This window comes from Helicobacter canadensis MIT 98-5491, from assembly GCF_000162575.1.
GTDB lineage: Bacteria > Campylobacterota > Campylobacteria > Campylobacterales > Helicobacteraceae > Helicobacter_D > Helicobacter_D canadensis.
Window position 1 is genome coordinate 983,193 of the sequence record NZ_CM000776.2, and the last position, 22,012, is coordinate 1,005,204.

At 33.6% G+C, this 22,012-nt stretch carries 19 protein-coding genes; 13 read left to right on the forward strand and 6 right to left on the reverse strand.

The genetic code is table 11. The annotated features are described in order from the left end of the window. From secD to HCAN_RS04975, 12 genes are read left to right on the forward strand one after another with little or no spacing between them, the layout of a single operon-like run. The gene (secD, locus tag HCAN_RS04920) at positions 1-1,578 is read left to right on the forward strand and encodes a protein translocase subunit SecD (RefSeq protein ID WP_006655649.1); all 1,578 of its coding nucleotides are present in this window, start codon (positions 1-3) and stop codon (positions 1,576-1,578) included. Then, positions 1,578-2,549, forward strand: coding sequence for a protein translocase subunit SecF (gene secF / locus HCAN_RS04925; RefSeq protein ID WP_006656861.1), 972 nt, complete (start codon positions 1,578-1,580; stop codon positions 2,547-2,549). The genes secD and secF overlap by 1 nt, the downstream gene beginning before the upstream one ends. A gap of 9 nt (positions 2,550-2,558) precedes the next feature. Beyond that, positions 2,559-2,900 carry a DUF6394 family protein gene (locus HCAN_RS04930; protein WP_006655651.1) on the forward strand — a complete coding sequence of 114 codons (342 nt, stop codon included), beginning with the start codon at positions 2,559-2,561 and terminating at the stop codon, positions 2,898-2,900. A 9-nt stretch (positions 2,901-2,909) separates the two neighbouring features. Further along, positions 2,910-5,348 (forward strand): leucine--tRNA ligase, encoded by a 2,439-nt coding sequence (leuS, locus tag HCAN_RS04935; protein ID WP_006656862.1) that lies wholly within the window; start codon positions 2,910-2,912, stop codon positions 5,346-5,348. A 1-nt stretch (position 5,349) separates the two neighbouring features. Then, positions 5,350-5,850, forward strand: a complete 501-nt coding sequence (lptE, locus tag HCAN_RS04940) for an LPS assembly lipoprotein LptE (RefSeq protein ID WP_006655653.1) — start codon at positions 5,350-5,352, stop codon at positions 5,848-5,850. After that, positions 5,850-7,025, forward strand: coding sequence for a diguanylate cyclase domain-containing protein (locus tag HCAN_RS04945; RefSeq protein ID WP_006655654.1), 1,176 nt, complete (start codon positions 5,850-5,852; stop codon positions 7,023-7,025). Before lptE ends, HCAN_RS04945 begins: the two co-directional genes overlap by 1 nt. After that, on the forward strand, positions 7,018-8,157 hold the full coding sequence (locus HCAN_RS04950) for a Mur ligase family protein (protein ID WP_006655655.1): 1,140 nt from the start codon (positions 7,018-7,020) through the stop codon (positions 8,155-8,157). Before HCAN_RS04945 ends, HCAN_RS04950 begins: the two co-directional genes overlap by 8 nt. Then, positions 8,154-9,083, forward strand: a complete 930-nt coding sequence (locus HCAN_RS04955; RefSeq protein WP_006655656.1) for a M23 family metallopeptidase — start codon at positions 8,154-8,156, stop codon at positions 9,081-9,083. Before HCAN_RS04950 ends, HCAN_RS04955 begins: the two co-directional genes overlap by 4 nt. Then, positions 9,002-9,442 carry a bactofilin family protein gene (locus HCAN_RS04960; protein WP_006655657.1) on the forward strand — a complete coding sequence of 147 codons (441 nt, stop codon included), beginning with the start codon at positions 9,002-9,004 and terminating at the stop codon, positions 9,440-9,442. The genes HCAN_RS04955 and HCAN_RS04960 overlap by 82 nt, the downstream gene beginning before the upstream one ends. Further along, the gene (mfd, locus tag HCAN_RS04965) at positions 9,429-12,443 is read left to right on the forward strand and encodes a transcription-repair coupling factor (protein ID WP_006655658.1); all 3,015 of its coding nucleotides are present in this window, start codon (positions 9,429-9,431) and stop codon (positions 12,441-12,443) included. Before HCAN_RS04960 ends, mfd begins: the two co-directional genes overlap by 14 nt. 16 nt (positions 12,444-12,459) lie before the next feature. Further along, positions 12,460-13,275, forward strand: coding sequence for a TIGR00282 family metallophosphoesterase (locus tag HCAN_RS04970; protein WP_006655659.1), 816 nt, complete (start codon positions 12,460-12,462; stop codon positions 13,273-13,275). A gap of 26 nt (positions 13,276-13,301) precedes the next feature. Beyond that, positions 13,302-15,158, forward strand: a complete 1,857-nt coding sequence (locus HCAN_RS04975; RefSeq protein WP_006655660.1) for a menaquinone biosynthesis decarboxylase — start codon at positions 13,302-13,304, stop codon at positions 15,156-15,158. A gap of 66 nt (positions 15,159-15,224) precedes the next feature. Here the strand turns inward: HCAN_RS04975 and HCAN_RS04980 are convergent, their stop codons facing one another. Beyond that, a complete protein-coding gene (locus HCAN_RS04980; RefSeq protein WP_006655661.1) occupies positions 15,225-15,767 on the reverse strand; it encodes a hypothetical protein in 543 nt (180 codons plus the stop codon). A 106-nt stretch (positions 15,768-15,873) separates the two neighbouring features. Between HCAN_RS04980 and HCAN_RS04985 the strand changes: the two genes are divergently transcribed. After that, positions 15,874-16,506, forward strand: a complete 633-nt coding sequence (locus HCAN_RS04985) for a type IV pili methyl-accepting chemotaxis transducer N-terminal domain-containing protein (protein ID WP_006655662.1) — start codon at positions 15,874-15,876, stop codon at positions 16,504-16,506. On the opposite strand, the gene HCAN_RS04990 is transcribed toward HCAN_RS04985, so the two are convergent. The 5 genes from HCAN_RS04990 to HCAN_RS05010 form a co-directional block, all read right to left on the reverse strand. Continuing rightward, positions 16,496-17,029, reverse strand: a complete 534-nt coding sequence (locus HCAN_RS04990; protein ID WP_006655663.1) for a phosphatidylglycerophosphatase A family protein — start codon at positions 17,027-17,029, stop codon at positions 16,496-16,498. The genes HCAN_RS04985 and HCAN_RS04990 overlap by 11 nt on opposite strands. A 9-nt stretch (positions 17,030-17,038) precedes the next feature. Then, positions 17,039-18,223 (reverse strand): hypothetical protein, encoded by a 1,185-nt coding sequence (locus HCAN_RS04995; RefSeq protein WP_006655664.1) that lies wholly within the window; start codon positions 18,221-18,223, stop codon positions 17,039-17,041. Next, positions 18,201-19,091, reverse strand: coding sequence for a response regulator (locus HCAN_RS05000; protein WP_006655665.1), 891 nt, complete (start codon positions 19,089-19,091; stop codon positions 18,201-18,203). The genes HCAN_RS04995 and HCAN_RS05000 overlap by 23 nt, the downstream gene beginning before the upstream one ends. A 9-nt stretch (positions 19,092-19,100) precedes the next feature. Beyond that, the gene (locus tag HCAN_RS05005; protein WP_006655666.1) at positions 19,101-20,249 is read right to left on the reverse strand and encodes a bifunctional 2-C-methyl-D-erythritol 4-phosphate cytidylyltransferase/2-C-methyl-D-erythritol 2,4-cyclodiphosphate synthase; all 1,149 of its coding nucleotides are present in this window, start codon (positions 20,247-20,249) and stop codon (positions 19,101-19,103) included. Between the two features lie 85 nt (positions 20,250-20,334). After that, positions 20,335-21,978, reverse strand: coding sequence for a methyl-accepting chemotaxis protein (locus tag HCAN_RS05010; protein ID WP_006656866.1), 1,644 nt, complete (start codon positions 21,976-21,978; stop codon positions 20,335-20,337). Positions 21,979-22,012: the final 34 nt, after the last annotated feature.

The following is a 22,012-nucleotide window of genomic DNA, read 5'->3' on the forward strand; positions in this document are numbered from 1 at the left end:
ATGAAAAAAAGTTTTAATACAAAGCTATTTTCTTTTATTATAGCGGCGTTATTTGGGATTGCCTTATCAATACCTTCTTTGTTTCAAACACAAGGTCCTAAAATCACCTTAGGGCTTGATTTGCAAGGAGGATTAAATCTGCTTTTGGGCGTTAAGACAGAAGAAGCGGTTAAAACGCGTTATGCTTCTTTGGCTTCAGGCATAAATTTTTATGCTTTAGAAGAACAGATTTTATTGGACGGCTTAAGGGTGGATTTGGAAAGTGTGGTGTTTGAATTACTTGATTCTAATGAAAAAACAAAAATTGATAATTATCTTAAAGAGATTCAAGGCTTAAATGTCCTAGAAGATAATTTAAAATACACTCTTACATTCACGGAGGCAGAAATTATTAGTATTGAAAACTATGCTATTGAACAAGCGATTGGAAATATTCGTAATCGTTTGGATCAATTTGGGTTATCTGAACCTAGTGTAACTAAGCAAGGAACCGATTCAATTCTTGTGCAATTACCTGGAATCAAAACTCAAGAAGATGAACAAAGGGCTTTGGAGCTGATCTCCAAGGGTGGGCATTTGCAGATGATGGCAGTAGATGAATCAAGAAATGCACGAGTGCATACTATGACAGAGCTAGAAGCAGAATCTTATGGTGATGTCATATTGCCCTTTGTAAATAATCCTAATCAAAAAATCTTGCTTAAGGCTATTCCGATTTTAGATGGTGCGATGCTAACAGATGCAAGAGCGGCTTATGATCAAAATGGACAACCTATTATTAATTTTACCTTGAATGCACAAGGGGGAAAAATCTTTGGAGATTTTTCTGGAAAAAATGTTGGGAATCGTATGGCAGTAGTGCTAGATGGCAAAGTTTATTCTGCACCGGTGATTCGTGAGAGAATTGGAGGAGGTAGCGGACAAATTAGCGGTGGCTTTAGTGTGCAAGAAGCAAGTGATATTGCTATTGCATTGCGTAGTGGAGCTTTGCCTGCACCTATTACTTTGCTAGAAAAACGCAGTGTTGGTCCAAGCTTAGGGGCTGATAGTATTAAGGCTTCAATGATTGCATTAATTAGCGGGGCAGTGCTAGTTATTATATTTATGGTCTTTTATTATGGCATTGCTGGGATTATTGCGAATATTGCAATGGTGGTTAATATTTTATTAGTCATTGCGGTGATGGCACTTTTTGGCGCGACATTGACTTTACCTGGAATGGCTGGAATTATCTTAACCGTGGGTATGGCAGTGGATGCAAATGTGATTATTAATGAGCGGATTAGAGAGGGCTTTAGGGCAGGAGAAAATTTCATCAAAGCAATGGAAAATGGTTATGCCAATGCTTCAAGAGCGATTTTTGATTCAAATTTAACTTCTTTGATTGCTGCTGTGTTGCTTTATATGTTTGGGACAGGTGCGATTAAAGGCTTTGCAATTACAATGAGTATTGGGATTATTGCTTCAGTGATTACAGCAATTGTTGGGACTCACGGAATCTTTAGATTATTGCAAGATAGAATTATTAAATCAGGCAATTATTCTCTTTGGTTTGGCTATAAGAAAAGAGGTGCTTAATGGATTTTTTTAAACATAACAAAATTTATGACTTTGTTAAAATGTCTAATTATGGGATTGTGCTTTCTTTGATTTTGTTTATTGGTTCTTTGATTTTGTTTGTTAAACCTGGTTTTACTTTGGGTGTAGATTTTGCAGGTGGGACAATTATTCAAATTCAATATTCAAAGGAAGCACCTTTAGCAGACATACGCCAAAAATTAGAAAGCGTTGAAGATTTTAAAGGCGCACAGGTAAGTGAGTTTGGAAGCCCTCAAGAGATCTTAATTCGACTTGCTACAGCTACTTCTAGTGTTAATCAAGATATTGGCGAAGAAGTTACAAATCTTTTAAAAGATACTGGTGATTTTCAGATTAGGCGTGTAGATATTGTAGGTCCAAAAGTTGGAGATGAATTAAGAGAAAAAGGGATTTTAGCCTTAACTTTGGCAATCATTTCAATTATGGCTTATGTTGCATATCGCTATGAATGGCGTTTTGCTTTGGCTAGTATTTTGGCTTTAATTCACGATGTTGTGATTGCTGCTGGTGCGGTGGTTTTATTTGATGTGGATTTGAGTTTGGAAGTGATTGCGGCTCTTTTGACACTGATTGGTTATTCTATCAATGATACTATTATTATTTTTGATCGTATTCGCGAAACTATTGGAATGAGAGCAAGTAATAACTTAAAAGAAGTGGTTAATGAAGCACTTTCTGCCACACTTTCTAGGACAATGCTTACCTCTCTTACGGTGTTTTTTGTTGTTTTGACACTTTATTTATTTGGTGGAGAGATTATTAAAGGCTTTAGTTTGCCAATGTTAATTGGTTCGATTGTTGGGAGTTATAGCTCTATTTTTGTAGCAAGTAAGCTTGTGATGATTTTAGGCTTTGATTTGGAAAAATATCATAAAAAATTAGTGGATCAAGAACGCAAAGCATTAGAGAAAAAGAAAATGCGTGAAATGTATGAAAGAGGAAGAGTTTAGGAGGTTAAAATGGACTGGGGAAAAGTGATTTATGTCTTTTTTGTATTAATGAGTTTGACTTCTACGATTGGATTTTTGTGGGAGCAAAATATTGTAATGCTTTTTATTGCTGGGGGCGTGAATATTATTTCTACTATTTTAAAAGTTGGAGTTAGGAATTATATGTCTGCTGAGCTTATGGCAGCCTCTCTTGTAGCTGATTTGCATTTGATTCCAGCTTTTATTTATATGCAAGTGCTTGATAATATTAATGTTGCTGTAGCATTGGCTCTTGGTGCGTTGGTGGCTAATATTGTTTCAATTGTGTTTGTGGCTATTGAGAGTGTAAGAAATTACAATGATTTTAATTAAGGGATAATGATGGAATATTATGCAAAAGGGATTGAAAAAAAATGGCAAGATTTTTGGGAAAATAGCGGTGAATATGAACCAAAAGAAGATAAAAGTCTGCCTAAAAAATATATTTTAAGTATGTTTCCTTATCCAAGTGGAAATATCCATATGGGGCATGTAAGGAATTATTGTATTAGCGATGCGATTGCTAGGAATCTAAGAAAACAAGGCTATAATGTGTTGCATCCTATTGGTTGGGATGCCTTTGGAATGCCTGCTGAAAATGCTGCAATCAAAAACAAAACTCACCCAAAACAATGGACTTATAGCAATATTGAACATATGAAAAAGCAACTTTATTCTCTAGGCTTTTCATTTTCTAAGACTCGTGAGCTTGCGACTTGCGATTTAGAGTATTCTAAATGGGAACAATTGCTTTTTATAGAAATGTGGGAAAAGGGATTGATTTATCGTAAAAAGGGCTATTTGAATTGGTGCCCTAATGATCAAACGGTTTTGGCTAATGAGCAAGTGATTGAGGGTAAATGTTGGCGTTGTGATACGCAAGTTATCCAAAAGGAAATGTATCAATATTATATTAAAATCACCGATTATGCAGAAGAATTATTGCAAGATTTAGAGAGTTTAGAGGGTAAATGGCCTAATCAAGTGCTAACGATGCAACGCAATTGGATTGGAAAATCTCAAGGTTTGAGCTTTTGTTTTCAATTAGAGCAAGAATGCCAAGGTATTAAAGAATTTGAAGTTTTTACAACGCGTCCTGATACAATCTTTGGTGTAAGTTATTGTGCTTTAGCGCCTGAACATAGCTTGGTTAAAAAAATGCTTGAGGGCAATGGATTGAGCCAAGAGGCTAAAGAAGAGATTATTAAAATGCAAAATACTTCTGCAAGAGAGAGATCGCAACAAGAAAAATGTGGTGTGCCTTTGGGGATTTTTGCTATTCATCCTTTAAGTGGAGAGAAGATTCCATTGTGGGTGGCTAATTTTGTTTTAATGGATTATGGGAGCGGTGCGGTTATGAGTGTTCCTGCACACGATGAAAGAGATTTTGATTTTGCACAAAAGTATCATTTGCCTATTAAGCAAGTGATTGTGGATAAAAAAGATCCTAATGCACCTTTGCCTTATTGTGAGAGTGGAGAATTGATAAATTCTAAAGAATATAATGGAATGGAAAGCAATGAAGCCAAAAAGGCGATTATTAAACACTTTGAAGATCAGAATCTCGGTAAAGCTGTAGTGAATTTTAAATTGCGTGATTGGGGAGTTTCTAGGCAAAGATATTGGGGAACGCCTATTCCGCTTATTCATTGTGAAAAATGTGGAATTTTACCAGAGAGTAAGGAAAATCTTCCCGTGGCATTGCCTGAAGATGTTGTGATTGATGGAGAAGGAAATCCTCTTGATAAGCATTCTACTTGGAAACATTGTGTTTGCCCTAAATGTGGTCAAAAGGCTTTGAGAGAAACAGATACTTTAGATACTTTTGTAGAATCAAGTTGGTATTTTTTACGCTATACCACTCCACAACAATTACGCGATAAAATGCCTATAAGCCCAGAAGATGAAAAATATTGGATGAGTGTGGATGAGTATGTTGGGGGTATTGAACATGCGATTTTGCATTTGCTGTATTCACGATTTTTTACTAAAGTTTTGAGAGATTTGGGATATACGCATATTAGTGAGCCTTTTTCGCATTTGCTAACGCAAGGAATGGTAACCAAAGAGGGTGCTAAAATGAGTAAATCTAAAGGCAATGTAGTGGATCCTCAAGAGATTATCAACACTTATGGAGCGGATACTGCTAGACTTTTTATTCTTTTTGCAGCACCTCCTGTAAGGGAGCTAGAATGGAATGATTCTGCTTTAGAGGGTTCTTTTAGGTTTATTAAACGCTTGTGTGCAAAAATAGAAAATGTTGATTCAATACAAATGCTTCCAAAAATTGATACTAGCAAGCTTTCAAAGGCTGAAAAATATGCGCGTAAAAAGGTTTATGAGGCTTTGAAAAAATCAAATGAAACTTTTGTGCATGAAAATGGCTATGCATTTAATACTTTGATTGCTGCTTGTATGGAAGCCATTAATGCTTTAAGTGAGCAAGAAAATAGGGAAATTTGGAGTGAGGGTTATTTTATTTTGTTGAATATTTTAGAACCAATTATTCCACATATTTGTTGGGAATTAAGTCAGCAGTATTTTGGCTTGAAAAATTTTCAAGTTATTGCGGTGGATAATGAAGCTCTAAAAGAAGATTCGGTAACTTTAGCGATTACTATTAATGGAAAGCGTCGTGATGAGCTTGAAGTGGATTTGGAGACTTCTAAAGAAGAGATTTTGGCACTTGCTAGAGAGAAAGTTTCTAAATGGCTTGAGGGCAAAACACTTACAAAAGAGATTGTTGTGCCTAATAAGTTAGTAAATTTTGTTGTGCAGTAGAATGAAAAAGCTTTTTTTGTTTTTGGTGATTTGTGTTTGTTTGGTGGGATGTGGCTATCAGCCTATTGCTCATCAAGCAAATAAGGCACTTGGCGGTAAAGTGTTTGTAGAAGTAAAAATTAGCTTAAGAGATCCACAAAATAGTGTGGAGCTAAAAGATGCAATTTCTCGTAGTATTTTTGAGCGTCTTCATAGTAGAGTGGTGGATAAACAAGAAGCAGATTCGGTGGTGGAAGTGGAATTGCAAAATGTATTGTTCCATAGTCTAGCAGAGAATAAAACAGGATTTGCAACTTTTTATCGCTGTGAAGTGAATGTGCGATTTAAATACACTAATCGCTATACGCAAAGCACAAGAATTTTCACCAAAAAAGGCTATTATAATTTCTCGCTTGGAGAATCTTCTAATATAACTGATTCTGTGCGTATAGAAGCAATTAATGAGGCGGTGATTCAAGCACTTGATGGTTTTATTTCACAAGTTGGGATTGAGACTTTTTAATGCAGATGATTCAAAAGATTGCTAAAGAAGCTTTAAAACAATTATTGCAAGAAGGTCGTGATCCTACTCCAGAGGCTTATGCAGATTATTTTCATCAACAGGCTAAAAAAATGGGTTTGCAATCCTATGGGGAACATATTAGCCTTAAAAATATGTTAGAAAAAATTGATGCAGAAGTTAAAGAAAATCTAGCTAACAAAGCTTTTAAAAACAAAGATGAATTAATAATTCATTTGATTGCTGCCTTAAATCATATCTATTTTTATAAGAAGAATTTTACGCTTTATGTAGAAATTATTAAAATTCTTTTGCGTATTTTAGCGACTTATCCTGAAAAGTCTATTGCTTCATTGGCTAAAAGTCAGCTTTTGGAATTTGATAAATCTAATCCTAAGATTATGCAGATTTGGAAAGAAAAATGGAATGAGTTGCTTAAAAAAGGTCCAGAATTCCAAAAGAGTAAAAGCACCCTAGAAATCATAAGTGATTTTGAAATTGACAATCTAGCTTTTCAAGAGTGGCAAGGGGAAGTCAAAGAATTTTTAAAATTTCCAAAAAATCTCAAAGAAGAGGATTTTTTGAGAAAATTAGAAAAAATTTTAAAGCAAGAACTTGGTTTTCAAAAGAAAATGCAACAAGAGGAGACTGAAATTATTCCAAAAGAAAGAATGAGATACCAAGAAGCGAGTTCTTTGCCTATAGATTCAATGACGACTTTAGTTAGTAAAGAGGGAATGCAGAAAGTTTTAGATTTTGCAGAAGAGGCATTTTGTAAGCAAGGCAAGAATTATGCGTTAGTTGCTTTTGGGGTTGTTGGGTATAATAAGATTGTTGCGGATTTTGGCAATGAAGCTGGAAAAAAGATTTTATCCATTTTAGGAAGACTTTTGAAGGAATATAGCGGTCCAAGTGATTGGATTTCATATTATGGAGAAGAAGAGTTTTTAGCTTGTTTGCTAGATAGACAAAAAAGCGAAGCTATTGAGTTTATTAAAAATTTAGATTCGGTGGTTGAAAAGAGTATTTTTGTGTATCAACAAATGCATTTTAAAATTAAGCTTAGCGCACAAGTTTTACATCGAGCTAACCAAGTAAGTTTGGAAGATATGTTAAAAAATATTTTAATAGATTTCCAAGAAGCGAAAGACACACAAGGTGTAATTAGCAATGAATGAGTTAGAAAAATTTTTAGAAAAAAAAGGTGCGGAGTATGCGCCTTTTGATCCTAAGCGTGCTCCTAAGATTCTAAAAACTCTTAATATTCCTTTTTTAAAACCTAAAGTGATTCACATTATTGGCACAAATGGCAAGGGTAGCACGGGGAGATTTTTGGCTTTAATGCTCTATCAACAGGGGTTTAATGTGGGGCATTTTACTTCTCCGCATTTATTTGGTCTTGAAGAACGCTTTTGGAATAATGGAAAAAATATTGCATTAGAAAAACTAGAACAAGCATTTTTGGAATTTGATACTACACTTTTAAAGGAAGCTAGTTATTTTGAGATTTTGACTTTTTTAGCACTTAAGGTTTTTAGAGAATGTGATTATTTGGTGTTAGAAGCAGGGCTTGGTGGTGAGTTTGATTCGACAACAACTTGCGTTAAAAGAGATTTAACACTCTTTAGTGCTATTGATATAGATCATCAAGAATTTTTAGGAGAGAGTTTAGAGGAAATTGCAAAAACCAAGCTTAATGCAATGGCAAAAAGAGCGATTTTAGGTATTCAAGTTCATTCTAGTGTAGTTGATATTGCACAAAAAATTGCACAAAAAAAGCAAACAGAATTGTTGGTTTTGGATTCTAAAAGTCTTTTACCCTCCATTAAAGCTTATTGCAAAAAGCATCATTATGCACGATTCCAAGAAGAAAATTTAGCTTTAGCATACTCTGGATTTAAAGCCTTAGGGTTTGATATGAATCTTGGAGAGCTTAAAGAATTAGATTTACAAGGTAGGGCACAACAGATTGCACCTAATATTTGGCTTGATGTTTTGCATAATCCAAATGGAGCGAGAGCGATTCTAGAAAATTTTAGCAAAGAAAAATATATTTTAGTTTATAATTCCTACCTCGATAAGAATCCAAAAGAAATTTTAAAGATTTTAAAGCCCATTATTAAGCGTGTTGAGATTATTGAAATTTCAAGTTCGCGTAGGATTCCAAAAGAGCAGTTAGAAGATATTTTAAGAGGATTGGATTTGGAATTTATAGATTTTTGCAGTATTCAAAAAGATGAAAAATACCTTGTGTGTGGATCTTTTTGTGTAGTGGCAGAGTTTTTAAAGAGAAGACAGCTATGGCAATGAAGAATCGCTTTGTAGTAACGATTACTGATATTACTGGTTCTAAGCAGTATAATATTCATCAATATGTCAAGCAAATTATTTTGTATGTTATTTTGTTTGTAGTAGCTATTTTCTTTTTTAGTGCTATTTCTATTCAATTGCTTTTGCAAGAAGTTAAGCAGATTGAAAATAAACGCGATTTAATGCAGCAGGAATTTTTAAAAATTAATGAAAAAAATGAACAATTACAAGCTTTAATTGAAGAAAAAACCGAGGAATTAGTTAAAGTTTCTGATAAAATTGAGGATTTAGAGGGTATTGTTGGGCTAGGGGAACAAACTGATCAAAAAGATTTAAGTTTGATAGAAAGAGTGGATTTGGCTAGTATTACGGGCGCACAAAAGGCATTTGTAATGCAACTTATTCCAAATGGAGCTCCCCTTAAAGGAGAATATCGTATTACGGCTGCTTGGGGGACAAGATTGCACCCAATTCTTAGGCGTTCTCACTCTCATACAGGTATTGATTTTGGAATGCCTATTGGGACTCCCATTTATGCTCCTGCTGATGGTGTAGCAGATTTCACAGGAACAGGTTATAATGGTGGCTATGGAATTATGGTAAAATTAGAACATTCTTTTGGTTTTAAGACTTTTTATGCACATTTGAGTAAGATTGTTGTAAAAAGGGGCGATTTTGTAAGGCGAGGGCAGTTGATTGCTTATTCAGGTAATTCTGGAAGAAGCACTGGACCGCATTTGCATTATGAGATTCGTTATTTGGGGAGAGATTTAGATCCAAAACCATTTATAGAATGGACTATGCGTGATTATACGCAAATTTTTGAAAAGGAGAAAAATATAAAATGGCAATCTTTGCTAACAATGATAAACAAGTTATCGGAAATTCGGGAAACACCAGTATTATTGCGCAAGGCACAAGAATAAAGGGAGACATTATTAGCGAATGCAATTTGCATATTGATGGCGAGTTAGAAGGTAGCATTATTACGAAAAATAATATTGTGATTGGAAAAAGCGGAAATGTTAATGGCACTATTAATGCTGAGCATTTAGTGGTTAGTGGTAAATTAATGGGAAATTGTGAGTGCAGCATTGTAGAGATTCTACCTCAAGGTAGAATTGATGGAGAAATCAAAGCTAAAGAACTCATTATTGAAAAAACAGGTGAATTTGTTGGGCATAGCATTACGCACAAAAACAATGAAATTAAAAGTGCTTTTGAGAAAAATAAACCGCACAATGATATTTCCAAAAAAGTTGAGAATGTAGTTGATACAAAGTAGCTTTTATGAATTTCTAAAAGCCCAAAAAAATAGTTTTGCCAAGACATATTCTAAAGGGTTGATTGGTTTAGCTAAGGATAAAAATGAAGCACAAAGAATGGCAGATGTTGCTAGTTTTTTGGGCTTTGATGCTTATGTGTTGGAGGATTTTAGAGCGGTTTTTGGTGAGGATTTGAGAAGTTACCAAGATGAGCTTGGTGAAATTTTTAAAACTCTTAAAAAATTTTATGAATCAAAAGAGCAAAAAATCTTACTATCACCTTTGCAAACTTTGCTTAATCCTATGCCAAAACTAGAATTATTGCAGGGCTTTAGTCTTCAATTTGGAGAGTGTTTAGAGTTAAAGCAATTTCAAGAGAAATTATTATATTTTGGCTATGAATTTGTTGAGCTTGTTGAAGTAAAGGGAGAAGTTTCAATAAGGGGCGATATTATTGATCTTTTTTTGCCCAATTTTGAAAATCCTATTCGCATTTCTCTTTTTGATAATGAAATTGAGAGTATGCGATTTTTTGATGTGCAAACACAACTTTGCATTCAAGAAGAATTAGATCAAATAGAGATTCTGCCTGCTTTTTTTAACCTTAGCGGAAATGCCTATGAAAAGCTGATTGAAAAAATTGAAGAATTGCGTTTGCAAGATGCTTTGCAACTTGAAGGGAATAGTATTGCTTCATATGGGCTTTGGTTTGTAGAAGGCACACAGAATCTTTTGGAAGAATATCTCTATATTAAAGCTCCAAATTTAGAGGATTTACTCAATGAACTCTTGGAGTTTAAAGAGCAAAATCAAGGTTTGTTGCATAAGATTTTAGAGCATTCAAGTCTGGAAATTAGTAAAAATTATGAAGATTTTGAATGTGCTTTTAGGAATATTCCAAGCTTTTTAGAATTTCATCAACACAAAAAAATCACATTAATTGCTAAAACTGAAGCATTAGTGCGACAAGCTGGAATCACGCCTAGTGAGCATCAAGACTATGAATTTGTTTTTGGGAAAGATTATGGAATTTGGATTTTAGGCAAAGAGGAATTAATACTTTCGCTTAACACCCAACACAAACAAACCAAAAAGCGTGCCAATAAAATTTTAATTGATGAGTTAAAGACTGGGGATTATGTTGTGCATATTGATTATGGAGTGGCAGTTTTTAACGGAATTACTCAAGCCAATATTTTTGGGGCAACAAGGGATTTTATCGAGTTAAAATATTTAGGTGAAGATAAATTACTTTTGCCTGTTGAGAATTTAGATAGAATTGATCGGTATATCGCAGATGGTGGGATTCCAATACTTGATAGACTAGGCAAGGGATCTTTTGTAAAACTTAAAGAGAAAATTAAAGAAAAACTTTTTGTTATTGCTAATGGAATCATTGCATTAGCAGCTAAAAGGGAATTGATTGATGGGATTATCATTGACACCAATAAAGAAGAAATTTTAGTTTTTCAAGGGCAAAGTGGGTTTGTTTATACAAAAGATCAAAACCAAGCTATCCAAGAAATTTTTAAGGATCTCTCTAGTGGAAGAGTAATGGATAGGTTGTTAAGTGGGGATGTTGGTTTTGGCAAAACAGAAGTGGCTATGAATGCAATGTTAGCTTGTTTTTTAAGTGGTTATCAAGCAGCTATTATCACTCCAACAACTTTGCTTGCTTATCAGCATTTTTTGACAATAAAGGCTCGTTTTGAAGCTTTTGGCATTAAGGTGGCAAGGTTAGATAGATATGTTAGCGCAAAAGAAAAAAAATCTATTTTAGAGGGATTAAAGCAGGGGAGTGTGGATGTTGTTGTTGGAACTCACGCACTTTTAAATGCGGTTTTTAAAAAATTAGCTTTAATTGTGGTGGATGAAGAGCATAAATTTGGAGTGAAACAAAAAGAGAAAATTAAAGAAATAAGTCAAAATATTCATTTGCTTTCAATGTCGGCAACCCCTATCCCAAGAACGCTTAATATGGCACTTTCGCACATTAAGGGTTTGAGCGAATTAAAAGAAGCTCCAAGTCAGAGATTACCTACAAGAACTTTTGTAAAAACTTATAGTGATTCATTATTTAAAGAAGTGGTTTTAAGGGAATTAAGACGCGGAGGTCAAGTGTTTTATATTCATAATAATATCTCTTCAATCAACCAAAGAAAAGAAGAAATTTTAAGCATAATGCCACATTTAAAGATTGCTATTTTGCATTCGCAAATTTCAGCCCAAGAATCTGAGGATATTATTATGGAGTTTGCAAAAGGGGGATTTAATCTCTTGCTTTGCACTTCTATTGTTGAATCAGGAATTCATCTTCCTAATGCAAATACAATTTTGGTAGATAGAAGTGATTGTTTTGGAATTGCAGATTTGCATCAATTAAGGGGGCGTGTGGGGCGAGGTAGCAAAGAGGGATTTTGCTATTTTTTGATTGAAGATCCAAATAAAATCACTCAAGAAGCACAAAAACGCTTAATGGCACTAGAAAAAAATGCCTATTTAGGAAGTGGTGGTGCTTTAGCTTATCATGACTTGGAGATAAGAGGTGGAGGAAATTTGCTTGGTGAGGCTCAAAGCGGGCATATTAAAAATATTGGCTACTCTTTATATTTAAAAATGTTAGAAGAAGCTATTTATCAACTAAGTGGAAATGTCAAAGAGGAAAAGGCTAATATTGATGTGAAGCTAAGTGTAACGGCATTTTTAAATCCCGAGTTGATTGCTTCAGAGAGATTGCGTTTAGAGATTTATCGTAGATTGTCAAGATGTGAGGAAGAAAGTGCAGTTTATGGTATAGAATCAGAGATTGAAGAGAGATTTGGAAGTTTAGATATTTACACAAAGCAATTTATTGCTTTAATTGTAATTAAGATTAAGGCAAGAAAGCGTGATATTGTGAGCGTTTTAAACTATCAGCAAAATATTACTTTTGTGGATACCAAAGGAGAGAAAAAAACTATTGTCGCAAAAAGCAAAGATGAAGAAGATATTTTAGAAGCGGTTATGGAATATTTGAAGTAGTTAAAGGGATAAATAAATGCGTTTTGGGTTTATTGGAGATATTATAGGAAAAGTTGGTCGGGGATTGGTTGGGGACTATTTAGGTGAAGTGCGAAAAAAATATGCACTAGATTGCGTGATAGCTAATGGGGAGAATGCTAGTCATGGATTTGGTTTGAGTGTTTCAACTTTTTTGGAGCTTCAAGGCTATGGAGTGGATATTTTTACAAGTGGGAATCACATTTGGGATAAAAAAGATATTTTTCCTCTTTTGTCTCAAAAAGATTCAGTGATTTTGCGTCCGCATAATTATCCAAAAGGTGTAATGGGGAGTGGAATTTATAAGGGTAAAATAAAAGAAGAAAAGTTTGCAGTGTTAAATCTTATGGGAAGTTTTGGGATGCCACAATGCGATAATGCTTTTGTGTGTGCAAAAAAAGTTGTAGAATCTTTGCAAGAAGAAGGAATTAAGAATATTATCATTGATTTTCACGCTGAAGCAACAAGTGAAAAGCGTGCAATGTTTATGATGTTAAGGGGTAAAATTGGTGCGATTCTTGGGACACACACGCATGTTGGAACCGATGATTTGGAGATTTTTGAGGGGACTTTTGGGGTAAGTGATGTGGGTATGAGTGGAGCAAGAAAAAGTGTGATTGGAATGGAAATACAAGAGCCTATTGAAAAGTTTTTAACAGGTGTGCCAAATCGTCTTAGGATTCCAGAAGGCAAGGGGATTCCTAGTATTTTTCAAATGGTTGTTTTTGAGTTAGAAAATGGTTTTTGCAAAGAAGCTTTTAAACTCAAAGCATTGGATAATGGTGAGATCAAACAGACTTTAATGGCTTTTTAACTAAGAAATCAAACTAGGAGGTAAAAATGCGACAAACTTTAGATTTATTAAAGGCACACAATGAAGTTAGAATTATTTCTGAACCTTTGGATATTCATTTAGAGATTCCTCATCTTGCATACTTAGAGGTTAAAAAGCCTAATTCTAAAGCATTGCTTTTTACCAATCCAATTGACAAACAACGCGATATTAATTTTGAAATCCCAGTTTTAATGAATCTTTTTGGAAGTTTTAGTCGCGTGGAGTTGTTAATTGGTGATACACGACAAATTGCAAATGATCTTGCGTTTTTATTAAAATTAAAACCTCCTAAAAATTTTAAAGAAATAATGCAAACACTCCCCAAGCTCTTAAGTTTGCGCTATTTATCTCCAAAAGTTGTTAAGAATCGAGGTTTGTGTCAAGAAGTGATTAAGACTGGCAGTGAAGTGGATTTGCAATCTTTGCCTATTTTAAAGACTTGGAGTGAAGATGGGGGTGCTTTTATCACAATGGGGCAGTGTTATACGCAAAGTCTTGATGGTAGTGTGCGGAATCTTGGAATGTATCGTTTGCAAGTTTATGATAAAAATCATTTGGGATTGCATTGGCAGATTCATAAGGATTCAGTTGGAATCTTTGAGGAATATAAAAAAGCAAATCAAAAAATGCCAGTTAGCATTGCAATAGGAGGAAATCCTCTTTATACTTGGTGTGCGACTGCTCCATTGCCTTATGGGATATTTGAATTAATGCTTTATGGCTTTATCAAAAAGGAAAAAGCAAGACTTGTAAAATGTGTAAGCAATGAACTTTGTGTGCCTTATGATAGCGATCTTGTGATTGAGGGATTTGTAGATACCAATGAATTGAGAGATGAGGGAAGATTTGGGGATCATACGGGATTTTATACGCCTATTGAGCCTTATCCGGTGCTTGAAGTGAGTGCAATTACGCACAAGAAAAATCCTATTTATCTTGCTTCAGTTGTAGGTAAGCCTCCTTTAGAGGATAAATATTTGGGTTATCCAACAGAGCGGATTTTTTTGCCACTTTTGCAGACAACAACCCCAAGCTTAATTGACTATTTTATGCCTGAAAATGGCGTGTTTCATAATTTGATTTTAGCTAAAATTGAAGCACGATTTCCAAGTGCTGCTAAACAGAGTATGCATTCTTTTTGGGGAGTAGGGCAGATGAGTTTTGTTAAGCATGCTATTTTTGTAGGAGAGGATGCACCAAGTTTAGAATCAAAGGATATTATACCTTATATTTTAAATCGGTTTAGTGTTAAAAATTGCCTTTTTAGTGAAGGGGTTTGTGATGCACTTGATCACGCTTCTCCTAATTTTGCAGAGGGCGGTAAGTTAGGAGTTGATTGCACGGGTGAAGAAATTGAGAATCCTCAATTAGAGATTTTAGAAAATGAAATATTGCTAAAACAAATGAAGGACATTTTTCCTAAGGCTGAAATTTTAAGGCAATATTTTAAAGAAACAAAGAATCCAATCACTTTGCTTGGCGTCAAAAAAGATTCTAATGAAAGCTTGCAAAAGTATTTAAAAGAGAGTTTATTTCAAACTTTGCAAAAACATATAAAGATTCTTGTATTGCTTGATTGGGAGAAAAACGATCTTGAAAATCTCTATATGATTTTATGGCGTGTGGTTAATAATATTGATTCAAAACGAGACATTCGTATTTTTGGAGATATTATTATTATTGATGCGACAGATAAAAATATCGCAGATGGCTATAAGCGTGAGTGGCCAAAAGAAACAGATTGTGATGTAAAGATTCTAGAATCATTAAAACAAAAAGGTTTGTTGGAGGATTTTGATGAGGAAGAATTAAAGGAATTTTATCGTAAATTTCATATTGATAAATCTTATGCCACAAGGTAAGTTAAACTTTTAAAACAAAGAATTTAGTTTATTCACATAAAGTCAATAAACTAAAATTTGGGGACTTTATTTTTGTTTTAGAAAATCTTGCGTTGCTTTATTAACTGCAGAATAGATAGCGTTATTTAAGGTTAATTGAATATGAATAGAATCTAAATTTGAATTTTCTCCAATTCCTAAAAATTTATCCGCAGTGTTTTTAAAGGATGCTTTGCTTTTATAAAATTTTGTTTCTTTATCATTACTAAAAGCAAGTAAAATTTCAATAATTGCAGTGTCTTGCGAAGTGGATTGCCAAAATCCTCCTTGTTTTGCTTGTTGATTGATGCTTCCATAAACAGATTCTAAAATGTAATATTTTGAAGTATTTTTATTGGCTTTAGTGAAGCATCCGCTGGTTTGTAAGGCATTTTCTATTGCAGATAAGACTTGTTCTTTTGGAATTTTTAAATCATTAAATTGTCCGACTTTAAGGTTTCCTAATTGATAAGAGACAATGGGGGTTTGACAAGCTTTTTGAAGAGTGATTAGCTGGATTGTGTTTTGTTTTTGAGCACAAGCAGCAAGAAAAATTCCAATAAATGTGGCTATAAAACAATGTTTGAGCATGACTTTTCCTTAGATATAAGTGTAGGACTAATTTTATCATATTTTATTGATAAATTTTTTGAAGATTGATACAATTCTTTGATTTAAACTATAAGGGTATTTTTGGGTGTTTATTAAGAAAAATTTATTAGCGCATTTAGTGCTTTTGTTTTGTTTATGTGGTAGTGCATTGTATTGTTATTTTTATGTAAAGGAAGTCTCGCAAAAACAAGATACTTTACTTTATTATATTAATATTAGCGGAAAACAAAGATTCTTAGCGCAACGCATAGTGTTTTTATCTCAAGTTGCTGCAACAAATTATGTCCTAAAGCGTAATAATTATGAAAATTTTATGGAATTGAGGCTTTGTATTAATCAGCTTTTGACAATCCATAATGTTTTAAGAGACTTTGCTGTTTCTATGATAGTGCAAAATCAAGAAAGATCTACATTGGATGATATTTATTTTGGAAGTGGAAATCTTGTGGTGAAAATGGAGAGTTTTTTGAATGATGCTAATCAAACTTTTATTTTGCACAATGTTGAAGCATTTTTGGAGAACAATCAAAAGCTTTTAATGGCATTAGAAGGAGATAATGGATTGCTAACAAGCTTAGAATTAGCTACTTTGAGCCAACAATTTTATACACAAAATATTCTAAAGGATTCTGAAAAAAAGATAAATTATTTTTTGTGTATTGTTTTGATATTTATTGTTTTGGAGATTTTTCTATTGCCCAAAAAACCTAAAAGCTAAGCTTTAGTAGATTTTCAAAAGTTTGGAATTGTGAGAGAAGCTTAATAAGGATTAATCCTAATAATCCTGCAAAGAAACCAGCTAGCAAATCATCTCCCATAACACCTAAACCACCTTTGATGTTTTTATCAACTCTGCCAATGATTGAGGGCTTCCAAATGTCAAAAATACGAAAGAGAACAAATGAAAGTAAAAGGGCAAAATAAGTGTGTCCTATCATAGTAATACTAATCCAAACTCCAGCTAACTCATCAATCACAATTTCTTGCCTATCGTGATTCAAACCTTGGTTTTCATAGTTATCAATCATCTTAATGGCAATCACACTTACAAGCAAAGCAAGTAAAAATAGAGTGCTAGGTGCAATAAAATAAGCAATAGCCCAACCAAAAGGAAGTGCTATGAGTGTGCCAATAGTGCCAGGAGCTTTTTTGCTTAAGCCGCTAAAAAAAAGCGTGAGATACATTTTGCATAAAAAATCTTTGGTATTTTGAAATTGTAAAAAGAAATTTTTATTTTGCATAAGAAGGTCCTAATTGAGAGAATGGGTTTGATAGAGTAGAGAGAGTTTGATATAGAAATCTTCCTCGCTTTGCTCTTTAATAATTCCATTGTCTGCAAACATTGTGCCAAATTGCTTAATGAGATTGCTAAAGCGGTTTGGAAAAAGATAGGCAAGGATTTTTGCTGAAACTTCTTTACGCACCAAAATAGTTGGAGGAATGAGTCCGGATTGTAAGATTCCTTGAATAAATCTTGCGTGATAGTTAATGTGATGATGTTTGCCATGGGGGCAAGTTTTCACACTCACAATAGTTTTGCATTGCTGACAATAAACAAATTCGCTTAAAAATTTTATTTTTATTTTAATCTCTTTAGTGGTATCAAAAACAGAATAGATTTTTTGTTTTTCGTAATAAAAAGCAAGATTAGGGTGAGTTTCGCCTATTACCATTTTATCACAACCTAAATTTTGAGAGATGATTGCATTAAGTAGTATGCCGTGTGTTCCCTCAAAAAGATAAATGTCATTAAGAGGGAAAATAATAATGCGATTTTTGGGAAGATAGTTTTCTATGACATATTCTAAGCATTGTTTTCGGATTTGAAAGCTTAATAAATCCTCTTTTTGCTTTTTAAATAAAAACAAGACTAAAAGCTCATTTTCATCTAAGATTAGTCTAAAAATTCGCTCGTGAATTCGAGTAATAGGGGAGACATCAAGCATCATAGCAGTAATGCTAGAAGCTTGAAGATTCTTTTTGATTTGCAAAATGGTTTCTTTGATGCCTTTGTTTATAGGGTAAGTGATTTGAGGATCAAGTTGATAGTCCCCACAAACTGCAAAATCTCCTAGTCTTTTATAAATATCTTGTGCTTTTTTAGAATAAATATCTCCACCTGTAATTCGCATAAGTCTTTGTTTTTTGTCAATACAAAAAGTGGAATCAACAACAAGTTCCCCACATATTTTATGATCGCAAATGAGATTTAAAGTTTTTCCTTTGGAGACATTTTGTAGAATTTCTTGATTGCGTTTCCCAGCAGGAGCTAATATAAAAGAAAGTGGAAAAATTTGATTTTTTTCACTTTGATGCATTTCATCTTCATTTATAAGATGATCAACAGGGGCTAAAAGTCCTTCTTTGCATAAAAATAATGCAAATAAGGCTTCTTTGTCAATGAAAAGAGATTTATTTTTTCTTAGTGATTCCATATTTTTTTCTTTTTTCCCATAGACTTTTTCTTGACATTCCTAGTTTTTTGCTTAATTCTGTATCGGGATATTTGTCTTCAAAATTTAAGATCATTGTTTTAACATATTCATCAACGCTCAAAATCTCCTCTTGGAATCCTTGAGAGATATCTTTGGCTTCAACCTCATAAACATTTGCAAAATCTTCTACATCCCCATTGATAGAAGAAAAGATAATGGGAATATTTTTAAGTGATTTGATATAATTTTCCTTATTTTCTCTAGAAAGTGTTTCAAAGCCAATAGCGTAATTTAATTTTTGCTTAGAAATGGATTTAAGCAATTTATTATAGTCTGATATTTCATAAAGTGAAAGAAAATTAATAGGAAGTTTTTTATGAATGGCATAATGTGCTACACACATATCAATAGCCTTTTGTGAAGTGCTTTTGATAATGAGAGGAAAAGAAATTTTAGAGTTAATTGTATAAGAGAAAGTTAGTAAAGAGTTACAAAGATAATCACGATAAAAAGCAATTTCCTTTTGAGATTGTTTAAAATTATTGTGTTGTTCAATCTTTCTTACTAATTCATCAATCATAAAGGGTTTTACAATATAGTCGCTTGCTCCAGCTTGTAAGGGACGCGTTACGGTTTCATCGTTAATATAAGGTATCATTAAGATAATAATTGAATCGTGAAATTTTTCAATAAGGGGATAAAAATTTTGTCCAGAAATATTTGTGGATAACAAAACAATATCGGCTTTATCTTGCTCTAATGCCTCTTGTATGCTTGAAGTAATTTCGCAATTAAATCCTAAATGGCTTAGCTTAGAGGCAATGCTTTGTGCTAAATAAACTTCGTTTTCTACGATTAAAATTTCCATAAAAACCTCTTATAATAATTTTTTCCAATTAAAGTATTCTAAGATGACATTTGCTTGAACCATAATTCCTTCTTTTCTACCAATAAAACCAAGTTTTTCTGTTGTGGTAGCTTTAACATTGACGCAAAAAAGCGGAATCTCTAGAATCTCAGCAATGCGTTTTTCTATAGCATTTTTATAAGGTGAAATTTTGGGCTTTTGTGCAAAAATGGTAAGATCAACTTGTTTAATGATGTATCCCACATCAAGAGTAAAATTGACAATTTTTTGGAGTAATTTTGCAGAATCGGCATTTTTATAAGCATCATCATTATCAGGAAACCATTCACCAATATCTCCAGCCCCGATTCCGCCTAAAATTGCATCGCTTAATGCATGTAAGCAAACATCGCCATCGCTATGAGCTATAAGCTGATATTCACAAGGAATCATAATTCCACCTAATATAATACCATTTCCTGATTTCATAGCGTGTATATCGCTTCCCAATCCTATCATACTTTTTGAGCTTGGAGAAAGGAGTTGGAGAGATTGCAAGTCTTCAAGATATGTAATTTTTCTGCCTTCTTTGGAGCCTTCTAAGTAAGCAATCGATCCACCATAAGAAGCAATGGCACTACTTTCATCGGTAAAATCTCCTTTAAGGAGAGCTTTTTTTAAAATTTCAGTTTTGCTAAGTTGTGGCGTTTGTATAATTTTTAGTTTTTCTCTTTTGAGATATTGTGGAGTTTCATCTCCATAAGCAATAGTATCTGGAATATTTAAATAGGGCACAACGCAATCGTATTGATTGGTAGCAGAGAGTATTTTTATAAAAATATCTTTTGGCATATTACATCGTGCAATATCACTGACTAAAACCCATTCTTCTTTAACTTCTAAAAGAGCATTTTGCAGTGACTCTTGCCTTGTTTCTCCGCCTTTTGTGAGAATAAAATTTAAATTAAAAGAATTAAGGTATTTTTGCGTATATTTTTTTTCTTCCTCTTTGATGCTTAAGATACATTTGCAAAAAGGATAATAACTAACAACTTCCTTAGCAACTTTTAGCCAAAGTGGTATTTCATCAATGCGCAACCATTGTTTTTTAGGGGCTTTTTGCGTTTTAAAGCGACTGCTATCCCCAGCACCCAAGAGTATTAAAGCAACATTACGCAAACTTAACCTTTCTTGTTTTTAAAATTTAAAAAAATGAAATTATAGTGAAATTTTATAAATCTCCCATAAAGATGGGAGAAAAAGTTTATAGTTTAAAGTGATTAATATGGTTTTTTAATACCGATGAAATTTCTTTAAGCATTTTGGCAGATTCTGTATTGTTTTCCATAGAATTTGCTGTATTTCTTGAAGCTTCGGAAATTTCTTTTAGATCATTGGCGAGATTTTCCATATTTGCAGCTTGATTTTCTGCTGCACTTGTTACTTCTCTTGCTTTATTTAGCGAATCGGTTGCTTGAGTATTGATTTGATCTAATATTTCACTTGCTTCATTGGCTAATTGCATCCCTTTTTCAACTTGTGGAACAGCAGTTTGAATGGCTTCAACGGCAGTTTGCGTTTCATTTTGAATTACTTCTATCATACGCGCAATTTCAGAAGTAGCAACACCTGTGCGTTCGGCAAGTTTTCTAATCTCATCTGCAACAACTGCAAACCCTCTCCCTGCCTCACCAGCTCTTGCAGCTTCAATAGCTGCATTAAGTGCAAGGAGATTAGTTTGATCGGTTATTTCTTTAATGAGTTCAGCACTACCGCTAATTTCTTGTGAATGTTTTTCTAGCATACGAATATGTTCTGAAGATGAAGAAACGGTTTGAGTGATTTTTTCAATTTCATTAATGGTTGTCTTCATAGCTTCAATACCTTTATTAGAAAGGCTTGTAGTGATTCCAGAATTTTCTTCTGTTTGTTTTGCAATTTGTGAGACATGTGCTACTGCATTAACAACTTCTTCAATTTTTTGCACAGAATCTTCGGAACTATCAAGTTGTTTATAAGAGGAGGCTTTTGCTTCTTCAGAGCTATTAGCCACCTCATTAGCACGCTCATTAAGTTCTCTTGAAGAATTCATAACTTCAGAAACAATTTCTTTAAGTTTTTTCTGCATTTGCCCAACAGAAGCTAACATACTTTCTTGGTAGTTTGTGTGGATAGGAGTATTTAAATTGCCATTAGCAATGCTTAAAACTACTTTAACAGCTTCTTTTGGCTCACCACCTAATGATGAAATGATGAGTTTTGTGATATATGAAGCAATCAAAATTGCAATCACAAAAGCAATTCCAGCCAACCATAAAACAAGGTTGAGATAATTTCCTATTTCTCCTCTAGCAGTAATAGTAAGAGCTTGATTCTTTGCTTCTTGGTGATCAATAAATTCATTTATAACTGCTAACCATTGCACAAAAGCACCTCTTGCTTGAGAGAGAAGCATATCGTGTGCGGCTGATAGATTTCCATTTGCCTTAAGTTCAATAATATTGATAATTAAAGGCATTGTAGTTTTTTCTACTTCTTTAATACGACTTAAAATATCTTTATCTTTAGCATCAACCATAGCGGGATTTTGAAAGATTTGATCCATTTTTTCACTTGAATCGCGGTAGAAGTTTTCTAATTCTTTAATTTGGTTAAGCGTAGCTTCAAGTTCGTTTGGATCCTCTAGCAAAACAACATCTCTAATGGCGATTGCTCGATCATGCACACTTCCTCTAAAATTAATAGCATAGCGTTGCTTGATTGAATTAACATCGCTAATTTCTGTGAGAGTGTTATCTACAAATTTGATTTTCACATAGCCAGTAGCTGCAATAAGGATAATAAAGGCTAAAATAATGCCAAATCCAATAAAGAGCTGACTCTTAAGTGATAAATTTTTTCCAATCATAATAATTCCTTTTTAGAAAGTATAGAATTCTAAG

Coding starts and splice junctions, on each gene's coding strand:
- lptE (WP_006655653.1), top strand. CDS start 5,350: ATGAAAAAGCTTTTTTTGTTTTTGGTGATTTGTGTTTGTTTGGTGGGA.
- HCAN_RS05000 (WP_006655665.1), bottom strand. CDS start 19,091: ATGGAAATTTTAATCGTAGAAAACGAAGTTTATTTAGCACAAAGCATT.
- HCAN_RS04930 (WP_006655651.1), top strand. CDS start 2,559: ATGGACTGGGGAAAAGTGATTTATGTCTTTTTTGTATTAATGAGTTTG.
- HCAN_RS04980 (WP_006655661.1), bottom strand. CDS start 15,767: ATGCTCAAACATTGTTTTATAGCCACATTTATTGGAATTTTTCTTGCT.
- HCAN_RS04995 (WP_006655664.1), bottom strand. CDS start 18,223: ATGGAATCACTAAGAAAAAATAAATCTCTTTTCATTGACAAAGAAGCC.
- leuS (WP_006656862.1), top strand. CDS start 2,910: ATGGAATATTATGCAAAAGGGATTGAAAAAAAATGGCAAGATTTTTGG.
- secD (WP_006655649.1), top strand. CDS start 1: ATGAAAAAAAGTTTTAATACAAAGCTATTTTCTTTTATTATAGCGGCG.
- HCAN_RS04975 (WP_006655660.1), top strand. CDS start 13,302: ATGCGACAAACTTTAGATTTATTAAAGGCACACAATGAAGTTAGAATT.
- HCAN_RS04955 (WP_006655656.1), top strand. CDS start 8,154: ATGAAGAATCGCTTTGTAGTAACGATTACTGATATTACTGGTTCTAAG.
- HCAN_RS04960 (WP_006655657.1), top strand. CDS start 9,002: ATGGCAATCTTTGCTAACAATGATAAACAAGTTATCGGAAATTCGGGA.
- HCAN_RS04950 (WP_006655655.1), top strand. CDS start 7,018: ATGAATGAGTTAGAAAAATTTTTAGAAAAAAAAGGTGCGGAGTATGCG.
- HCAN_RS04970 (WP_006655659.1), top strand. CDS start 12,460: ATGCGTTTTGGGTTTATTGGAGATATTATAGGAAAAGTTGGTCGGGGA.
- HCAN_RS05010 (WP_006656866.1), bottom strand. CDS start 21,978: ATGATTGGAAAAAATTTATCACTTAAGAGTCAGCTCTTTATTGGATTT.
- secF (WP_006656861.1), top strand. CDS start 1,578: ATGGATTTTTTTAAACATAACAAAATTTATGACTTTGTTAAAATGTCT.
- HCAN_RS04945 (WP_006655654.1), top strand. CDS start 5,850: ATGCAGATGATTCAAAAGATTGCTAAAGAAGCTTTAAAACAATTATTG.
- HCAN_RS04990 (WP_006655663.1), bottom strand. CDS start 17,029: ATGCAAAATAAAAATTTCTTTTTACAATTTCAAAATACCAAAGATTTT.